The organism is Luteimonas galliterrae, from assembly GCF_023374055.1.
GTDB classification, from domain to species: Bacteria; Pseudomonadota; Gammaproteobacteria; order Xanthomonadales; family Xanthomonadaceae; genus Luteimonas_C; species Luteimonas_C galliterrae.
In genome coordinates this window covers 419579-437428 of the sequence record NZ_JAMBEP010000002.1, presented here as the reverse complement: position 1 = coordinate 437428, position 17850 = coordinate 419579, and the positions used below count along the sequence as shown (strand labels likewise).

Annotated in this window: 19 protein-coding genes; 11 read left to right on the top strand and 8 right to left on the bottom strand. The window is 66.5% G+C overall.

What is annotated here, in order from left to right:
• Positions 1-981 precede the first annotated feature (981 nt).
• A complete protein-coding gene (locus M2650_RS12645) occupies positions 982-1560 on the top strand; it encodes an LON peptidase substrate-binding domain-containing protein (protein WP_249475018.1) in 579 nt (192 codons plus the stop codon).
• A gap of 147 nt (positions 1561-1707) precedes the next feature.
• Here the strand turns inward: M2650_RS12645 and M2650_RS12640 are convergent, their stop codons facing one another.
• Complete coding sequence (locus M2650_RS12640; protein ID WP_249475016.1) at positions 1708-3696, bottom strand: bifunctional DedA family/phosphatase PAP2 family protein; 1989 nt, start codon at positions 3694-3696, stop codon at positions 1708-1710.
• A 96-nt stretch (positions 3697-3792) separates the two neighbouring features.
• On the opposite strand from M2650_RS12640, the gene M2650_RS12635 reads away from it, so the two are divergent.
• From M2650_RS12635 to M2650_RS12605, 8 genes are all read left to right on the top strand, one after another.
• Positions 3793-4611, top strand: coding sequence for an SDR family oxidoreductase (locus M2650_RS12635; RefSeq protein ID WP_249475014.1), 819 nt, complete (start codon positions 3793-3795; stop codon positions 4609-4611).
• 5 nt (positions 4612-4616) lie between these two features.
• A complete protein-coding gene (locus M2650_RS12630; protein ID WP_249475065.1) occupies positions 4617-4946 on the top strand; it encodes an HIT family protein in 330 nt (109 codons plus the stop codon).
• Positions 4861-5046: an HIT family protein gene (locus M2650_RS16560; RefSeq protein ID WP_345779862.1), complete on the top strand. Its 186-nt coding sequence runs from the start codon at positions 4861-4863 to the stop codon at positions 5044-5046. Before M2650_RS12630 ends, M2650_RS16560 begins: the two co-directional genes overlap by 86 nt.
• 29 nt (positions 5047-5075) lie before the next feature.
• Entirely contained in the window at positions 5076-5495 is a 420-nt protein-coding gene (locus M2650_RS12625) for a VOC family protein (protein WP_249475013.1), read from the top strand.
• A gap of 881 nt (positions 5496-6376) precedes the next feature.
• Positions 6377-6919: an RNA polymerase sigma factor gene (locus M2650_RS12620; protein WP_249475011.1), complete on the top strand. Its 543-nt coding sequence runs from the start codon at positions 6377-6379 to the stop codon at positions 6917-6919.
• Positions 6916-8022 (top strand): FecR domain-containing protein, encoded by a 1107-nt coding sequence (locus M2650_RS12615; protein ID WP_249475009.1) that lies wholly within the window; start codon positions 6916-6918, stop codon positions 8020-8022. The genes M2650_RS12620 and M2650_RS12615 overlap by 4 nt, the downstream gene beginning before the upstream one ends.
• 117 nt (positions 8023-8139) lie before the next feature.
• The gene (locus tag M2650_RS12610; RefSeq protein WP_249475007.1) at positions 8140-8805 is read left to right on the top strand and encodes a hypothetical protein; all 666 of its coding nucleotides are present in this window, start codon (positions 8140-8142) and stop codon (positions 8803-8805) included.
• A gap of 127 nt (positions 8806-8932) precedes the next feature.
• Positions 8933-10162 carry an acetylornithine transaminase gene (locus tag M2650_RS12605; RefSeq protein WP_249475005.1) on the top strand — a complete coding sequence of 410 codons (1230 nt, stop codon included), beginning with the start codon at positions 8933-8935 and terminating at the stop codon, positions 10160-10162.
• A gap of 102 nt (positions 10163-10264) precedes the next feature.
• Here M2650_RS12605 and M2650_RS12600 read toward each other — a convergent pair whose 3' ends face one another.
• From M2650_RS12600 to thiE, 4 genes are read right to left on the bottom strand one after another with little or no spacing between them, the layout of a single operon-like run.
• Positions 10265-11386, bottom strand: a complete 1122-nt coding sequence (locus tag M2650_RS12600) for a trans-sulfuration enzyme family protein (RefSeq protein WP_249475003.1) — start codon at positions 11384-11386, stop codon at positions 10265-10267.
• Entirely contained in the window at positions 11376-12008 is a 633-nt protein-coding gene (locus tag M2650_RS12595; RefSeq protein WP_249475001.1) for an HAD family hydrolase, read from the bottom strand. Before M2650_RS12595 ends, M2650_RS12600 begins: the two co-directional genes overlap by 11 nt.
• The gene (gene hemL, locus M2650_RS12590; RefSeq protein ID WP_249474999.1) at positions 12005-13294 is read right to left on the bottom strand and encodes a glutamate-1-semialdehyde 2,1-aminomutase; all 1290 of its coding nucleotides are present in this window, start codon (positions 13292-13294) and stop codon (positions 12005-12007) included. Before hemL ends, M2650_RS12595 begins: the two co-directional genes overlap by 4 nt.
• Entirely contained in the window at positions 13291-13914 is a 624-nt protein-coding gene (gene thiE, locus M2650_RS12585) for a thiamine phosphate synthase (protein ID WP_249474997.1), read from the bottom strand. Before thiE ends, hemL begins: the two co-directional genes overlap by 4 nt.
• A 67-nt stretch (positions 13915-13981) precedes the next feature.
• On the opposite strand from thiE, the gene M2650_RS12580 reads away from it, so the two are divergent.
• On the top strand, positions 13982-14173 hold the full coding sequence (locus tag M2650_RS12580; RefSeq protein WP_249474995.1) for a rubredoxin: 192 nt from the start codon (positions 13982-13984) through the stop codon (positions 14171-14173).
• Positions 14174-14199: 26 nt separating this feature from the next.
• A complete protein-coding gene (locus tag M2650_RS12575) occupies positions 14200-14679 on the top strand; it encodes a GNAT family N-acetyltransferase (RefSeq protein WP_249474993.1) in 480 nt (159 codons plus the stop codon).
• A gap of 93 nt (positions 14680-14772) precedes the next feature.
• Here M2650_RS12575 and M2650_RS12570 read toward each other — a convergent pair whose 3' ends face one another.
• The 3 genes from M2650_RS12570 to M2650_RS12560 form a co-directional block, all read right to left on the bottom strand.
• On the bottom strand, positions 14773-15618 hold the full coding sequence (locus tag M2650_RS12570) for a SirB1 family protein (protein ID WP_249474991.1): 846 nt from the start codon (positions 15616-15618) through the stop codon (positions 14773-14775).
• A 157-nt stretch (positions 15619-15775) separates the two neighbouring features.
• Complete coding sequence (locus tag M2650_RS12565; protein WP_249474989.1) at positions 15776-16222, bottom strand: DUF192 domain-containing protein; 447 nt, start codon at positions 16220-16222, stop codon at positions 15776-15778.
• Positions 16223-16274: 52 nt separating this feature from the next.
• Complete coding sequence (locus M2650_RS12560) at positions 16275-17765, bottom strand: DNA polymerase Y family protein (RefSeq protein WP_249474987.1); 1491 nt, start codon at positions 17763-17765, stop codon at positions 16275-16277.
• Between the last annotated feature and the right edge of the window lie 85 nt (positions 17766-17850).

Here is a 17850-nt window from a genome sequence, read left to right as displayed (position 1 = left end):
CCTGATACTCTTGCTTTTCGTAGGTGCGAATTCATTCGCACGCTCTTGATACGTCGAAAAGCGTGCGAATGAATTCGCACCTACACTTTTAGAGCGGAGCTTGCTCCGCTGCCTTGGCTGTTGGGTTCTGGCGATCTGCCGGCCTTTCAGGCCGGGGTTTCGTCCGCTAAAACCGCGGCCGAGTTACTTTCTTTTTGATGGGCCCAAAAAGAACAGTAACCAAAGAAAAAGGGCCTTTGGAAGGTATCCCGGCGATGGGGTTACCTCGTGTTCTTGGCCACCGCTCGCCCGCCCTCGGGATTCCTCCGTCGCTTCGATATTCAGATGCGAGGCGATCGACAAGAACTACTCCTTAGCGCAACTCCGCAAAAGCCACGTCACCCATAGGCTACGAATCAAAATCTAGTACCGGCGTAAGAAGGTCACCTGCGACGAAAGCAGGTCCGCTGGCGGACTTCAGGTACGACGCATCGCACCGCAGTTCAGGCCCTTTCTTGGGTTACTTTCTTTGGGCCAGCAAAGAAAGTGACCCGCGCGCAGCGCGGAAGCCTTTGTCCATGGCGCGAGTCGCAGCGCAGCTGGCGAGGACGCGGGCCTGGATCCCGGCCTTCGCCGGGATGACGGCTTAGGGGCAACAGCAAGAGCAAGATGGGTCCCAGCGTTCGCTGGGATGACGGCCTAAGAGCGAACGGCATAAGAGCAAAAGGCATAAGAGCAAAAGGCATAAGAGCAAAAGGCATAAGAGCAAAAGGCATAAGAGCAAAAGGCATAAGAGCAAAAGGCAAGGCAAGTGCAGCGGGGCAAGCCCCGCTCTACAAGGGCAGGGTGCCGCTGGATGCCATCGCGGGCAAACGGCTTAAGAGCAAGAGCCAAAGTCACGCCAGCTAAAGTCATAGCTAATGACCCAGCCAAAATCTGCTGAATAGGCGTGTCAATGCACAGTGAGCAAAAAATTATCCGCCGCGCTTACACTGCGCGGTAATGGCGAACACCGAATCGCTGCCGCTGTTTCCCCTGCACACCGTGCTGCTGCCCGGCGCACCGCTGGGATTGCGGATCTTCGAGCCGCGTTACCTCGACATGGTGCGCGACTGCAGCCACAGGAGCGCCGGCTTCGGCATCTGCCTGATCCTGGACGGCCAGGAAGCCGGTTTGCCCGCCACCCCGGCCGCGTTCGGCACCGAAGCGCGCATCGAGGATTTCGGCAGCACCGACGAAGGCCTGCTGACCTTGCAGGTCCGCGGAGCGCGCCGTTTCCATGTGCGGCAGACACGGGTTCGCGACAACGGCCTGATCCTGGGCGACGTCGAATGGCTGGCGCGCGATCCCGACGACGAGATCCAACCGCAGCATGGCCTGCTGGCCACCGTACTGCGCAACCTGCTGGACCAGATCGGCGGCGAATACGCCAGGGCGCCGATGGCCCGCTTCGACGAGGCGGCCTGGGTCGGCTGGCGGCTGGCCGAACTGCTGCCGCTGGACGATGCGCGCCGGCAGGCGCTATTGCAGCAGAACGATCCGCACCGGCGGCTCGATCGCCTGCTCGAAATGATGCAGTGACCTGCTCTGCAGAGCGGAGCTTGCTCCGCTGCTTTTGCTCTTCGTAGGAGCGGCTTTAGCCGCGAGCTCTTGTTGGATAGCCAGGCCGAACCGAAAAGCTCGCGGCTAAAGCCGCTCCTACGAAAAGCCCCGCTCTACAAACTGCGATCAGTCGCCGGTGCGCAACAGCAGCACTTTGCCCGCAGAGCCCGGGAAGGTTTCCTCGCGCACGTCGGTACCTTGCAGCGCATCGCGCAGCGCCGCATGCGCGGCGCGCGAGTCCTGCTGCGGCTGCCAGAAGCCGACCATATCGAACGGCCGCTGGTAGCGCAGCGTCTGCGCAGTGGCGATCCATAAGGGCGTGCCATCGTGCAGGCGCGCGGGCGCCGGCCACAGACGCAGCGCGAACTGCTGCTTGTCGTCGGCGCCGGGGTGCACCATGAGCAGGGCTTCTGCGCGCCCGTCGAGCGTGGCAGGCAGCACGGGTTGTTGCGGCGGAGGCGTGTCGTCGTCCAGCAGGCCAAGCGTGGCGATCCAGTCGGCCTGCGCCTGCACGCGCCAGCCGGCCGCTTCCAATTTCGTGCGCAACGGCGTCAGCGGGCCTGCCGCCTGCAAGTCCAGCGACCAGGCCAGATCGTTGGAACGCTCGTTGCGGCGTGTCGGCAGCGTGGCCCATTCCTGTCGCCACCAGGCGTGGGTTTGCAGCACGCGCGTAGGCGGCGGCGGTGCGAATTGCGCCAGCAGACGCTCGGTCTGGCGGGGCGCATGCCACAGCACGGCTGCGGTGAAGGCGCCATAGAACAACGCCGCGAGCGGGCGCATCAGGAACGATCGCGCGACGTGGCGCCGGTAAGCGATGCCCAGCGCGAGCAGCCAAACCACGCCGAACAGCACACCGCCGGCGATGTCGCTGAGCCAGTGCGCGCCCAGATACAGCCGCGCGAAGCCGAGCGAAGTCACCGCGGCGCCTGCCAGCAAATACGGCCACACACGGCTGCGTCCGGGCAATTCGCGCGCGATCAGCACGGCGAAGAAGCCGAACGTGATCGTGCTCATCGTCACCGCGATCGACGGGAAACCGAAGCCGCTGGGCGCTGTCGGCGGCCGCGGCATGTCGACCACCGCGCCCAACAGCGCGGTCAGCGCCAGCCCGAACACCAATGCGCCGAGCCAATGCGCCGCCGCCATCCAGCGCCGCCGCCACAGCAGCCAGGCCAGCGCGACCGCGGCCGCCGGCGCCAAGACCTGCGCGTCGCCGATCGAGGCCAGCGCCGCCATCAGCTGGTCGGCCAGCGGATTGCGCAGCTTCGACATCGCTTCGAAGACGTTGCGGTCGATCGCCAGCGGCCCGCCGCGCGCCAGCACCGCCGCCAGCCAGGCGAACCAGGCCCAGCCGATACCCAGCAGGCAGGCGGCCAGCAATATAAGGGAAGGCGATTCGGGCCGGTTGGGATCGATCAGCGCCGCCGCGTACTTGCCCAGGTGCGGATGCGCGCGCGTCCACTTGAGCGCGCGCGCGAGCAGGTTGTTGGCATGCGCGGCGAACCAGCGATAGGTGTACAGCACCACCGCCCACACCAGCGCCAGCGCGGCGAGCAGCGCCAGGAACACCAGGCTCAATTTGTCCGCAACCGCGGCCACCGCATCGTAGGAAGCGCCGAACACCCAGCCCGGCGCCAGGAACGCCGCCGCCCACGCGATGCAGGCGAACAGGCTGGCGGGCGCGTAACGCTTCAGCGGCATCCGCAGCATGCCGGCGATCGCCGGCACGAACGGCCTCACCGCCCCGACGAAACGTGCGATGACGATGCCCTTGCTGCCGTGGCGCCGGAACAACCGTTCGCCGCGTTCCATGAATTGCGGATAGCGGCGGAACAGCCACTGTTCGCTGAGATGCGAGCCCCAGCGATGGCCGATCCAGTAACTCAAGCCGTCGCCCAGGAAAGCGCCGATGGCGGCGCAGGTCAAGGCATAGGGACCGTCGATATGGCCCAGGCCGATCAAAGCGCCGACCGCGAACAGCAGCGGCAGCGCCGGCACCACGATGCCGACCACGGCCAGCGCATCGCAGAACGCGATGAGGGCGATCAACAGACCGGCAGCGAGGGGGTGCGCGCTGATCCAGGCGACCAGGCTGTCTAACCAGGCGGTAGGCATCGCTCAATTATAGGCAACGAACGCGCAAGGTCGGCCATCATCGGCACGCCATCGTGGGGCGAGGTTAGAATCGGTCGTCCCGAATCGACCGCCCCCATGTCCACACTGTCCGGAAAAACGCTGTTCATCACCGGCGCATCGCGCGGCATCGGCCTGGCCATCGCCCTTCGCGCGGCACGCGACGGCGCCAACATCGCGATCGCGGCGAAATCGGCGGTGCCCAATCCCAAACTGCCGGGCACGATCCACGAAGCGGCCAAGGCGGTGGAGGCCGCGGGCGGACGCGCGCTGGCGTTGAAATGCGATATCCGCGAAGAGGACGAGGTGCGCGCCGCGGTCGCCGCCGCCGTCGATGCGTTCGGCGGCATCGACATCCTGGTCAACAACGCCAGCGCGATCTGGCTGCGCGGCGCGCTGGACACGCCGATGAAGCGCTTCGATCTGATGCAGCAAGTCAATTCGCGCGGCAGCTTCCTGTGCGCGCAGGCCTGCCTGCCGCACCTGCTGCAGGCGGCCAATCCGCATATCCTGACGCTGGCGCCGCCGCCGTCGCTGGATCCGAAATGGTGGGCGCCGCATGCCGGCTACACGCTGGCCAAGATGGGCATGAGTTTCGTCACGCTCGGCCTGGCCGGCGAGTTCGGTCCGCAAGGCGTGGCGGTGAACGCGCTATGGCCGCGCACGTTGATCGCCACCGATGCGCTCAACATGATTCCGGGCGTGAACCTGGCCAATGCGCGCAAGCCGGAGATCATCGGCGACGCCGCGCACGCGATCCTGGTCAAGCCGGCGCGCGGATTCGCGGGCAAATTCCTGATCGACGACGAAGTGCTGCACGAGGCGGGCATCGCCGATCTGTCGCCATACGCCGTCGATCCGTCGCAACCGCTGCTGCCGGATATGTTCCTGGATTGAACGCGGTGGATTGCCCGTTCTGCGCGATCGTCCAGGGCCGCGCGCCGGCCAGCGTCGTCGCGGAAACGGAACGGGCCGTGGCGTTCATGGATTTCCGGCAGATGTTGCCGGGCCATGTGCTGGTCGTGCCGCGCGCGCATGTCGAAAACATTTATGCGCTGGACGTCGAAGACGCGGCAGCGGTGACGGCGCTGGCCGCGCGGGCCGCACGCGCCCTGCGCCCTGCGCGCGGCGTTCGACCCGCCCGGATTGAACCTCTGGCAATCCAACGGCGACGCGGGCAGCCAGGAAGTGCCGCATTTTCATCTGCACGTACAGCCGCGGCGTTACGATGACGGCCTGCTGCGGATCTATCCGGCGGACGCACCGCCATCTGAAGACCGCACGGTGTTAGGGCATTTGGCGCAACTGATCAGGCCGCACATCGACGCGTGATGGCGGCGTTCGTTTTTTTGGAGACTTCGATGAAATATCTGCACACCATGATCCGCGTCCGCGACCTGGACGCCACGTTGAAATTCTTCTGCGACGGCCTGGGCCTGAAGGAGAACCGGCGCATGGACAACGAGCAGGGCAAGTACACGCTGGTGTTCCTGTCCGCGCCCGAGACGCCTCAGGCCGAGATCGAACTCACCTACAACTGGGGTTCGGAAGAGGACTACGGCAGCGCGCGCAACTTCGGCCATCTGGCGTTCCGCGTCGACGACATCTACGCCACTTGCGAGCGGTTGCAATCGATGGGCTACACCATCAACCGCCCGCCGCGCGACGGGCACATGGCCTTCGTCCGCTCGCCGGACCTGATCTCGGTCGAGTTGCTGCAGGAAGGCCACCTGCCGCCGAAAGAGCCGTGGGCGTCGATGCCCAATACGGGAAGCTGGTAGGCATTTGAGACCGTCATCCCGGCGCACGCCGGGATCCAGCGACGTTGCCCTTGCTCTGTAGAGCGGAGCTTGCTCCGCTGCCTTGGCTTGGGGGTTCTCGCGAGCTGCCGGCCTTTCAGGCCGGGGTTTCGTCCGCTAAAACCGCGGCCGAGTTACTTTCTTTTTGTGGGGCCCAAAAAGAACAGTAACCAAAGAAAAAGGGCCTTTGGAAGGGATCCGGCGAGGGGCTACTCCATGTGCTTGGCCACCGCTCGCCAGCGCTCGGGATTCCTCCGTCGCTTCGACATTTAGATCCGAGGCGATCGACAAGAACGACTCCTTAGCGAAACTCCGCAAAAGCCACGTCACCCATAGGCTACGAATCAAAATCTAGTACCTGCGTAAGAAGGTCACCTACGACGAAAGCCCAGGCCGCTGGCGGACTTTCAGGTGCGACGCATCGCACCGCAGTTCAGGCCCTTTCTTGGGTTACTTTCTTTGGGCCAACAAAGAAAGTGACCCGGCGCAGCCGGAAGCTTTTGTCCATGGCGCGAGTCGCAGCGCGACCGGCGAGGACGGGGGCCTGGATCCCGGCCTTCGCCGGGATGACGGCTTAGGGGCAAGAACAAAAGCAAGATGGGTCCCAGTGTTCGCTGGGATGACGGCCTAAGAGCAAACGGCTTAAGAGCGAACGGCTTAAGAGCGAAGAGCAGCAGAGCAAGCTCCGCTCTACAAAGCAGGGGCAATGTGGCACTTCTTTTTCGAAGGAGAGAGACAAACAGGGCTGTCGAATCCGGCCTTCGCCGGGATGCCGGTAGCAGTGGCAGGAAAGCCGACCAGCGGTCCGGTTAACGCTCGACCTTCGGGTAACGTCCTATCTCTGACCGACAAGGCAGGGCGAATTGAGCGACGCGGCAGCCATCCCGTTATGGGTCGAAGCCGCGCGCACCGGCGACGGGAGCGCGATGGATGCGCTTTACCGGCGTTTTGCGCCGGTAGTGCACGGCATCTTGCTGGCCTATGTGCAGCACGCCGATGCCGACGACCTGACCCAGGACGTGTTCGAAACCGCGATCCGCCGGCTCGGCGAACTGCGCGAGCCGGCCGCGTTCCCGGGCTGGATCGTCAGCATCGCGCGACGCGCGGCGTTGGATGCCAAGCGTCGTCCGACAGCGATGACCGGCCTGGAGCTGGATCGCACGGCTTCCCCCGACCGCCCCGACGATCGCCTGGAAGCCGAGCGCTCGCTGCGCGCGATCGCGTGCTTGCCCGAGGCGTATCGGGAAACGTTGCTGCTGCGTCTGGTCGAAGGGCTGACCGGTCCCGAAATCGCAGAGCGCACCGGCCTGGCCCCCGGCAGCGTCCGCGTCAACCTGCATCGCGGCATGGCGATGCTGCGCGCCACGCTGGGGTCGGCCGCCGACGCGCGAGGAACCACGGCATGAATATTCCGAACGACCCGTTCCGCGACGACGATTACCTGTGGGACCGCAGCGGCCCCGCGGATCCGGAGATCGTGCGGCTGGAAAGCGTGTTGGCGCCCTTCGCCCTGCGCGCGGAACGCGGCGTGCGCGCATCCGCATCCGCGCTGCCGCCGCCTGCGCAGGCAGCCCGTGCGCGGCGCCCGCGCTGGCGCACCGCGCTGGCCAGCGCCGCAGTTCTGGCGATGTGCGCGCTCGGCGTCGCCGGCTGGTATCGCCACCGCTTGCAATGGCCGGAAGGACGACCCTGGCAGCTATCGGCGTTGAGCGGCGAAGCGCGCATCGATGGACGCACTGCGTCGGGCGCGAAAGCATTCGCTCCGGGCAGCGTGCTGGAAACCGGCCGCGGCGGCTCCGCCAACCTGCGCGTGGCGCGGATCGGCCAGGTGGCGATCGGCGAAAACTCCCGCTTGACCCTGATCGAAACGCGCAGCGGCCGCCACAGGCTGCGCCTGGAGCAAGGCAGCCTGTGGGCGCGCGTATGGGCGCCGCCGGGCGCGCTGGGCGTGTCCACGCCGGTCGCCGACGTCATCGATCTGGGCTGCGAATTCCTGTTGAAGATGGATGCCGACGGCAACGGCCAGCTGACGGTGAACAGCGGCTGGGTGCAGATCGACAATTGGCGTTGGGAAATCCTGGTGCCGCAGAACGCGCGCGTCGAACTGCGCGGACAGGCGCATCCGGGCACGCCCTACGATCTGGGCGCCAATGGGGACTTCGTCGCCGCGCTGCGCGAGATAGACGCGCAAGGCGCCGCCGCCGAACCCGACAGCGATGCCGTGCGCCGATTGGTGGCTTCGTCGCGCGCGCAGGATGCGATCACCCTGGTATCGCTGCTCAGGCAGTATCCGCAATTGGGCGAAGGCCCCGTATTCGATCGCACCGCGCAGATCATGCCCGCCGACGCGCAAGTCACCCGCGAAGCCTTCCGCGCCCGCGGCGCGGATGCACTGGATCCGTGGTGGCGCAGCCTGCCGTATCCGCGCATCAAGCGCTGGTGGGTGCAGTGGCCCGATGCGTTCGGCAAGCCCGCTGATGCTGAATCGCTGTTCAACGAAAAGCAGTGACGGTTAACGCTCGGGGCGCATCGGCAGTCTCTGGTGTGCGCACACCCGTGTCGCGGTCCTTGCGGCGCCGACATCCGACGACCGGACGGATCTCCAACGCAACCGGAGGCATCCGAAATGAAGCACCCCAAGACTCTGCTATGCGGCGCTGCGCTGTCGGCCGCGCTGCTGTTCGCGCCGGCCGCATTCGCCGGCCCGCCGCTGCTCTGCCATCCGTTCGATACCGCAGGCGCGCCGTCGCTGGATTGGGGCGGTCGCGCGTGGAATGAAGCGCGCCGCGATTATCCTTTGAACAACCTGGTCGCCAATACTTCGGTTCTGCTGACGCCGCAGACGCCGGTGATCGCGCGCATGGAAACGCTGCGCCGTGCGGCGATCTACGCCAGCCGCGACGGCCAAGTGGCGCGCGATCTGGCCGTCAGCCTCGAATCGCGCGTCGCCCGGGCATCGACGCCGGAGGCGAAGGCGCTGGCCCTGTTCGACGCCGGCTACTACGCCGAAACGCTGCAGGACATCGTGCGTCTGCAGGGTTACGACATGCCTAGCATCGGCAAGGTCGACACGGCAGCCCTGCGCGCGATCCTGGCCAAGGGCGACGGCAGCGCGCGCATCGGCCAGGCCTTGGCCCTGCGGCCCAACGATCCGGCGATGAATTTCGCCGCGGCGCTGGTGGCCACCGCCGACGAACGCAAGACCGACGTCGCTTCGCACACGCGCATCGCTCGTGCGGGCGTCGGCCGGGACCGGTTGGTGGCGCTGAATATCGGCAAGATCACGCGGTAGCCTTCCTGTAGGAGCGGCTTCAGCCGCGAGCTTTTCCTTTCGACAGAGTAGAAGCTCGCGGCTGAAGCCGCTCCTACAAAAGCGGGAAGAAGGCATATCATTCCGCAAACAGCTCCGGAAGAACGCCTTGTCCACGCCCGCCACCGCCGATCTCGTCGCGATCGGCCAACACTATTACCTGCCCGTCTATCGCCCGCGCGAGGTGATCCTGGAGCGCGGGCAAGGTTCGCGCCTGTGGGATCGCGATGGCCGCGAATACGTCGACTTTGCCGCAGGCATCGCCGTTTGCGGACTAGGCCATAACGATCCGGACCTGGTCGCGGCGCTGACCGAGCAGGCCGGCAAGTTGTGGCACACCAGCAACGTCTTCTACAGCGAACCGCCGTTGCGGCTAGCGGAAGAGCTGGTGAGCGCGTCGCGCTTCGCCGCGCGCGTATTCCTGTGCAACTCCGGCGCAGAGGCCAACGAAGCGGCGATCAAGCTGATCCGCAAGTGGGCCGCCGCGCAGGGCCGCGGGCCGGAGCGGCGCGTCGTCGTCACGTTCCGCGGCAGCTTCCACGGACGCACGCTGGCCGCGGTGACCGCGACTGCGCAGCCGAAGTACCACGAAGGCTACGAACCGTTGCCCGGCGGTTTCCGTTACGTCGACTTCAACGACATCGCGCAGTTGCAAGAAGCGATGGCGGCAGGCGATGTCGCAGCGGTGATGGTCGAACCGGTGCAGGGCGAGGGCGGCGTGATGCCGGCGGCGGAGGGCTTCCTCGAAGCCGTGCGCGAGCTCTGCGATCGCCACGATGCCTTGTTCGCGCTGGACGAGATCCAGTGCGGCATGGGCCGCACCGGCACGCTGTTCGCGCATTGGCAGGACGGCGTGGTGCCGGACATCGTCACGCTGGCCAAGGCTTTGGGCGGCGGTTTCCCGATCGGGGCGTTGCTGGCCGGGCCGAAGGTAGCCGAAGTCATGCAGTTCGGCGCGCATGGCAGCACTTTCGGCGGCAATCCGTTGGCCGCTGCGGTCGCGCGCGCGGCGTTGCGGAAGTTGTCGTCGCCGGAGATCGCCGCGAATGTCGAGCGGCAGTCGGCTGCGATCCGGGCGGGGTTGGCCGCAATCAACGACGAACTCGGCGTGTTCTCGACAATCCGCGGCCGCGGGCTGATGCTGGGCGCGGCGCTCGCCGAAGGGCATTGCGGCAAAGCGGGCGAGATTCTCGATCTGGCGGCGAAGCGCGGGTTGCTGCTGCTGCAGGCGGGGCCGGACGTGTTGCGTTTCGTGCCGGCGCTGAACATCGGCGATGACGATGTGACCGAGGGGCTGCGCCGCCTGGAGGCGGCATTACGCGAATTTATGGGCAAATAAGACCGTTCCTACTCTGTCATCCCGAACGCAGTGAGGGATCCGCCGTTTGCGCGGGCCGTGGCAGCAGATCCCTCACTGCGTTCGGGATGACAGCCTGGGGGGTCAGCCCTGAAGTGCCTGTTCCAGATCGGCGATCAGATCGTCGGCGTGCTCCAGCCCCACCGATACCCGCAACAGGTTCTGCGGCGAGACCGGCTTGTCGCCTTCCACCGAGGCGCGGTGCTCGATCAGCGATTCGCAACCGCCCAGCGAAGTGGCGTTGGTGAAGATCTTCAGCCGGCCGGCCATCGCCAAGGCCGCCTCGCGCCCGCCGCGCACTTCGATCGACAGCATGCCGCCGAAATCGCGCATCTGCTTCGCCGCGATGGCGTGCCCCGGGTGCGAAGCCAGCCCGGGATAGTTGACGCGTTCGATTTCGTCGCGGCCAGCGAGGAATTCGGCGACGCGGCGTGCATTGGCGCAATGCAAGGCCATCCGCGCCGGCAGCGAGCGGCAGCCGCGCAAAGTGAGCCAGGCGCTGAACGGCGACATGTTGGCGCCGGCGATGTGCAGCCGGTGCGCGACGCGTTCGAACAGCGCGTCGTTGCGCGCGAACGCCAGCGCGCCGCCGAGCACGTCGCTGTGGCCGCCGAAATATTTGGTGGTCGAATGCATCACGGCGTCCGCGCCCAGCGCCAGCGGCCGCTGCAGCACCGGCGATGCGAAGGTGTTGTCGCACACGAGCATGCCGCCCGCTTCGTGCGCGATCGTCGCCAGCGCGGCGATATCGCAGACCTTCATGCGCGGATTGGACGGCGTTTCCGCCCAGACCAGATCGATGCCGTCTGCGCAGGCCTTGCGCACCGCTTCCAGGTCCGCCATGTCCACGGTCGCGACCACGATGCCGCGTTCGGGCAAGAACTCCGCGGCCAGCACGCGCAGCCCGGTGTAGCAGTCGTCCGGGATCGCGATCCGCGCGCCGTTCGGCAGCGATTCGAGCAAGGCGCCGATCGCCGCCATGCCCGATGCGAAGGTCAGCGCTGCGGCGCCGCCTTCCAAAGCCGCGACGGCTTGGCGCAGGCGGTCGTTGGTCGGATCGCCTTCGCGCTGGTATTCGTAGCCGGCGATGCGCTCGCCGGCCGGGCCGTGCTTGAAGGTAGTGGCCAGATGGATCGGCGGCGACACCGCGCCGGTGCCCGGGTCGGCCTCGCCGCCGGCGTGGATGGCCAGGGTTTCAAGTCGCATCTTTTTTCTCCAGTACGCCGAGTTCGGCCAATGCCGCGCGCAATGCGGCGGCGCCGGTGAAATGGTGCGCCTGCAATCCGGCTTTGCGCGCGCCTTCCGCATTGGCCGGGTTGTCGTCCACGAACAGCGCCTGCGCCTCGGCGACGCCGAGCGCGGCCAAGCAGCGGCGGAAGATGTCCGGGTCGGGCTTTTCGATCTTGAACTGCGCCGAGCAGAACACCCGGGCCGAGAACAGCGGAAACAGCGGCGGGCAGATCTGCGGCAGGTAATCGCGCAGCATCAGGCCGTTGTTGGTGAGGATGGCGACGCCCGCATGCTTCGCGGTCTCGTGCGCGAGGGCCAGCATCGCCGGCTCGACGGTCATCGAAGCCTTGCGCGCCGCGACGCAATCTTCCAGCGTCAGCCGCGCGCCGAGCCGGCGCGAAAGTTCTTCGGCCTGGCCTTGCGGGCTATACACGCCGCGATCGGAGTCCGATTCCAGGCCGGAATCGAACAGCGCTGCCTTGACCGCCGCCGCGTCCTTGCCGCTGCGTTCGGCCAACACGTCCAAGCGGGCCTGATGGCTGTAATGCACCAGCACGCCGTCCAGGTCGAACAGGACGAGCGCGGGCGCCGCGCTCATGCCTTGGCCTCGCGGAAAGCTTCGCGCGCGGCTACGAGCGTCGCGTGGATCACGTCGTCGTCGTGCGCCGAAGACATGAAGCCGGCTTCGAACGCCGATGGTGCCAGGTACACGCCACGCTGGAGCATCGCATGGAAGAAGCGGTTGAACGCGGCGGTGTCGCAGGCCACGGCCTGCGCATAGGTATCGACTTTCTCGTCGCTGAAGAACAGCCCGAACATGCCGCCGACGCGCTGCGTGGTGAGCGGCACGCCGGCTTCGCCTGCGGCGGCTTCGAGGCCGTCGCACAAAGCATTCGTGCGGCGTTCGAGGTCGGCGTGGAAATTCGGCGCCTGGATCAGTTCCAGCATCGCCAGTCCCGCGGCCATCGCCACCGGATTGCCGCTGAGCGTGCCGGCCTGATAGATCGGCCCGCTCGGCGCGATCTGCCGCATCAGGTCCGCGCGGCCGCCGTAGGCGCCCACCGGCATGCCGCCGCCGATGATCTTGCCGAAGGTGGACAGGTCCGGCGTGACGCCGTAGCGCGCCTGCGCGCCGCCGAGCGCGACGCGGAAGCCGGTCATCACTTCGTCGAAGATCAGCAGCGCGCCGTGGCGCGTGCACAGGTCGCGCAGATGTTGCAGATAGCCGTCGCGCGGCGGCAGGCAATTGGCGTTGCCGACCACCGGTTCGACGATCAGGCCGGCGATGTCGTCGCCGCATTCGTCGAACAGCGCGGTCGCGCCTTCGAAATCGTTGTAGCTCAGCGTCAGCGTCAGGTCGGCGAGCGCTTTGGGCACGCCGGGCGACGTCGGCACGCCGAAGGTCAGCGCGCCGCTGCCGGCCTTGACCAGGAACGAATCGCCGTGGCCGTGATAGCAGCCTTCGAACTTGACGATGCGCGCGCGCCCGGTGGCGCCGCGCGCCAGGCGGATCGCCGACAGCGTGGCCTCGGTGCCGGAATTGACCATGCGCACCATTTCGCAGGCCGGCGCCAATCGCGCGATGGTTTCGGCCATCGTCACTTCCAACGGATTGGGCGTGCCGAAGCTCAGGCCGTCGCGTGCGGTGCGCAATACCGCATCGAGCACGGCCGGGTGGTTGTGGCCGACGATCATCGGGCCCCACGAGCCGACGTAGTCGATGTAGCGGTTGCCGTCGACGTCGTACAGATACGCGCCGTCCGCCCGGTGCACGAAGAACGGTTCGCCGCCGACCGACTTGAACGCGCGCACCGGCGAATTGACGCCGCCGGGCATGAGCCCCTGGGCGCGGGCGAAGAGTTCATGGGAGTTTTGCGTGTTCATGCTTCGAAGCAGTCTCGGTAGGCGCGCGCAGCGGCGGCGGGATCGGCGGCGTCGAACACGCCGCTGATGACGGCGAGCAGATCGGCGCCCGCATCGATCAATAAAGGCGCATTGTCGGGCGTAATGCCGCCGATCGCCACCCGCGGACGGCCGAGCGCGGCGCTGTCGCGCAGCAGGGCCGGCGTCGCGCGCCGCGCATGGGGCTTGGTGGGCGAGGGAAAAAAGGCGCCGAACGCGATGTAGTCCGCGCCGGCTTCGGCCGCTCGCCGGGCGCGGTCCAGCGAGTCGTAGCAGGACGCGCCGATCAGCGCGCCGCGGCCGAGCCAGGCGCGTGCGGCGGAGATGTCTTCGTCGTCCTCGCCCAGATGCACGCCGTCGGCGCCGATGTCCGCGGCCAGGGCCGCATCGTCGTTGACGATCAGCGGCACGTCGTGGCGGCGGCACAGCGCCAGCAGGGCAGAGGCCTGTTCGCGGCGCAGGGCGGCGTCGGCCGCTTTGTTGCGGTATTGCAGCAGTGCGGCGTCGGCCAGCACGGCGCCCACGCGCGCCAGCAATTCCCCCGTATCGGCCAGATCCGGCGTGATCAGGTACAAGCCGCGGCGCGGCCAGCGTGGATTCATGACATGGGTTTCCGTGCCGGGCGCAGGGTGGGACAATGCCATCCCGCTGGTCCGTATTATCGCTCCGATGTCCGAAGTCGCCCAAACCACCGCCTACCGCACCTGGATGTGCGTCGTTTGCGGGTTCATCTACGACGAGGCCGCCGGCTTGCCGGAGGAAGGCATCGCGCCGGGCACGCGCTGGGAAGACATCCCGGAGACCTGGACCTGCCCGGACTGCGGCGTGACCAAGGACGATTTCGAGATGATGGTGGTTTGACGCCGCCATCCGCCGGGGAACCGCTCATGGAATCACCGGCCGCGAATTTCCGGTTCTGGCGGCCAGAGGACCGAGACCTCGGCCTGGCTTTCTTCGCCAGCAACGCGCCGCGGTATTTCGCCGAATCCGAACGCAAGGACTTCATCGCCTTCATCGACGATCTGCCCGGGCCGTATTTCGTGGCGATCGATGCCGACGGCACGCCGGTGGGTTGCGGAGGATATGCGCAGGAAGACGATCATCCGCATGTCGCCGCGCTTTGCTGGGGCATGATCCACCGCGATCGCCATGGGCAAGGATGGGGCGGTGCCTTGCTGCGGTTTCGGCTGGACAGCATCGCCGCCGATCCTGCTTTCGGCGAAGTCCGGATCGAGACTTCTCAATTCAGCCGCGGTTTTTTCCAACGGTACGGTTTCGTGCAAACGAAACAGGTGGAGAACGGTTTCGCCCCCGGCATCGATCTGATCGCGATGACGTTGGACCTGGAGACGTACCGCTCTTCGTAGGAGCGGCTTTAGCCGCGAGCTCTTTCCATCCGTCGCGAGATCTTGGTAGGAAAAGCTCGCGGCTAAAGCCGCTCCTACGAAAAGCAAAAAGAGCTAATGCATCCGCGACGAGCCGCTATTCAGCTCCACCAGCCGCTCGCGCATCTGCGCCATGTCCGTAGCCTGCGGATTCTGCTGCACGTAACGCGCCAGGTCGTGGCGCGCGCCGCCGCGATGGCCCAGCTGCAGATACGCCAGGCCGCGGTCGCGCAGCGCCTCGGGCTGGTCCGGCGAGAGTTTCAGGATGCGGTCCGCGCTGCGCGCCGCGCGTTCCCAATCGTCGCCGTCGGCGTACACGCCGTGCAGGTTGCGCAGCACGCGCACCAGGATGGCGCGGTGCGAGGCGGGGTTGAGGATGTGCAACAGGGCGCCGTCGTCCGGCAATTCGCCGCCCAGGTGCGGCTTGGCGCGTTCGCGCAGTTCGTCCACGTCCAGCGGGCGGCCGCGGTTGAACGGATCCATCACCAGCAACCCGTCGTCCACCGGCAACCGCACCAGGAAGTGGCCGGGGAAGGAAACGCCGTCCAACGGCACGCCCAGCCGGCGCGCCACTTCCATCTGCACCAGGGCCAGCGAAATCGGATTGCCGCGCCGGCGTTCGAACACCTGGTTGAGATAGCTGTTGCGCGGATCGTAGTACTCGTCGCTGTCGCCGGTGTAGCCCAGCTCTTCGAACAGGTGGCGGTTGATCGCGGCCATCTTCGTCGGCCACGCGTCGACCGCGTCGATCTCGGGGCGCAGCGCTTCGGCGTGCTCCTGCAGCAGGGTGTCGTACAGGTCGGCGTCGAGCGCGGGATATTCGTCGCGGGCGATCAGCAGCGCGGTGCTGAGCAGCGGCAGCGTATCGTCGTCCAGACCGGCGAGGCTGTTCCACTCGGGCAGGGAGAACCGGTCGCGCATGGGGCAAGAGTGAGGCCGTTTCCGCGTCGAATCAAGACCCTTTTGCGGCGTCCGCTTTCTTGTAGGAGCGACTTTAGTCGCGAGCTCTTCCCTCATGCTCGCGCGAACTTGAGGGATAGATCTCGCGGCTAAAGCCGCTCCTACGAAGAGCTATGGCTCACTTCGCGGGCGGTATGGCGGGCGAAAGTCTCAGCTCAGCGCCTTCGGCGAGCTTGAGCCGCGCCGCCTGGCCGGCGTTCAATTCCAGCACGTAACGCGCCGACGCCCCGCTGGGATAGTTCGGGCAGTTGTCGCCGAGCGTGCACGGCGGCACGTCGACCTGTTTGGCCACCAGCTTGCGGGCATTGTCGAAATACAGGATGTCGAGCGGAATCTTGGTGTTCTTCATCCAGTACGCCAGCGGTTCCTGGCGGTCGTGGATGAAAAGCATGCCGCGATCGTCGGCCATCTCCTCGCGGAACATCAGGCCGCGGGCGCGCTCGGCGTCGTCGTCGGCGATCTCCACGGTGTAGCGCTGGCCGTTCACTTCCACCCACGGGTCGCTGGCCGTGGCGCAGCCGCTCAACAACAACGCGGCGAACAGCAGGGGGCGGAGAGAGCGCATGGCGGGTTCCGGCGGCGGCGGCCGGGCTAGTTTATCGGTAATCCGGAGGCGTTCAGAACAGCGGGCGGGTTTCGCCCACTTCGGGTTCGGGCTTCTTCTTGCGGCCAGCCCAGCCGCCGGCCCCGGCCTTGAACGGCTGGGCTTCTTCGCCAGCGGGTTTGCGCCCTTTTTGTTTTTGCGCTTCGCGATGCGCCGTTTCGGCCAGCACCTTGAATTGGCGCTCGCGCTGCAGGTACAGCTCGTCGGTCACGTCGGCCGGGTTGCCGCTGCGCTTGCGGACCGATACGTCCTGTTCCAGGGCCGTGTCGGGAATCTTGGAGAAGGGGATGCGCATCGGCGCGGCGTCGTGGACCATCGCCGGCTGCATCGCGCCGAAATACACGGCGTTGTTGCCGTACTTGCCGTTGATCCTGTCCACCACCAGGCTCATGTCCTTGTCGCGCCGGCGGCCGGCCATCAGCTCTTCGGTGACGCTGCCGATCGGTTCCAGACCGACCAGGGTCACGGCCACCGACAGCGGCGGATTGCGGCGCGGGTTCCAGCGTTTGCGCGCGATCGCGTTTTCCAGTTGCGACAGCTGTTCGCCGAGCAGGCGCAGCAGGGTCGGCGTGTCGTCGATCGGGGCGAAGGCCAGGTCGCGCTCGAAGCGGTTTTCCAGGCCGACGAAACGGATCCGGATCGCCAGCCCGCTGGCCAGGAACTTCTCGTGGCGCAAGCGCATCGCCGCTTTCGCCAGCAGTTTGAACAGCACTGCGCGGGCGCCGTCGAAACTGCGCAGCTGCGGGCCCAGCACGTGCGAATGGCCGACCGAGCCGCGCTTGGTGGGCCGGTCGGGCACGTCGAAGCCGCGCAACTGCAGCCAGTAGCGCTCGCCTTCGATGCTGCCCCAGGCCGCGCGCAGGTGCTCGCGCGTGGCGCCGCACAATTGTTCGACGGTATGTATGCCGGCACTGCGCAGTCGGTGCTCCATCGACGGGCCGATGCCGCAGAAGTCGCGCAGTTCCAGCGCGTGCAGCTTGTGCGGCAAGTCGCCCATTTCCAGCACCGTCAGGCCGTCGGGCTTGACGATGTCGGACGCGGTCTTGGCCAGGAAGCGGTTCGGCGCGATGCCGATCGAGCAGCGGATGCTCGGGTAGCCACGGTCGATCAGGGTCTGCTTGATTTTACGGGCGATCGCCTCGGCGTTCTCGCGCTTGCGTTCGCTGCCGATCAGGTAGCAAGGCACTTCGTCGATCGATTCGGCCTTGCCGTGCGGGATGCAGTCCTCGATCGCATTCATCAACGCGTGGTGGATCTCGACGTAGCGCGCCGGGCGCGCCTCGACCAGGGCGATGTCCGGACATTTCTCCATCGCTTCCCACACCGGCGTGCCGGTGCCGATGCCGTGCAGTTTCTTGGCTTCGACACTGGCCGCGATGCAGCAGGTCGTCGCCGCGATCACCGGCACCACCCCGACCGGCCGCCCGCGCAGCGCCGGATTGTCGTGCTGCTCGACCGAGGCGAAGAACGAGTTGAAGTCGACGAAGAGGCAGCGCAGCGTCATGGCGCAATGATACGAACCGCGTGGATAGGCAGTATCGCGCCAATCCGTCTCTAAACGAGAGACTGCAGGAAAATCAGTGGTTTGC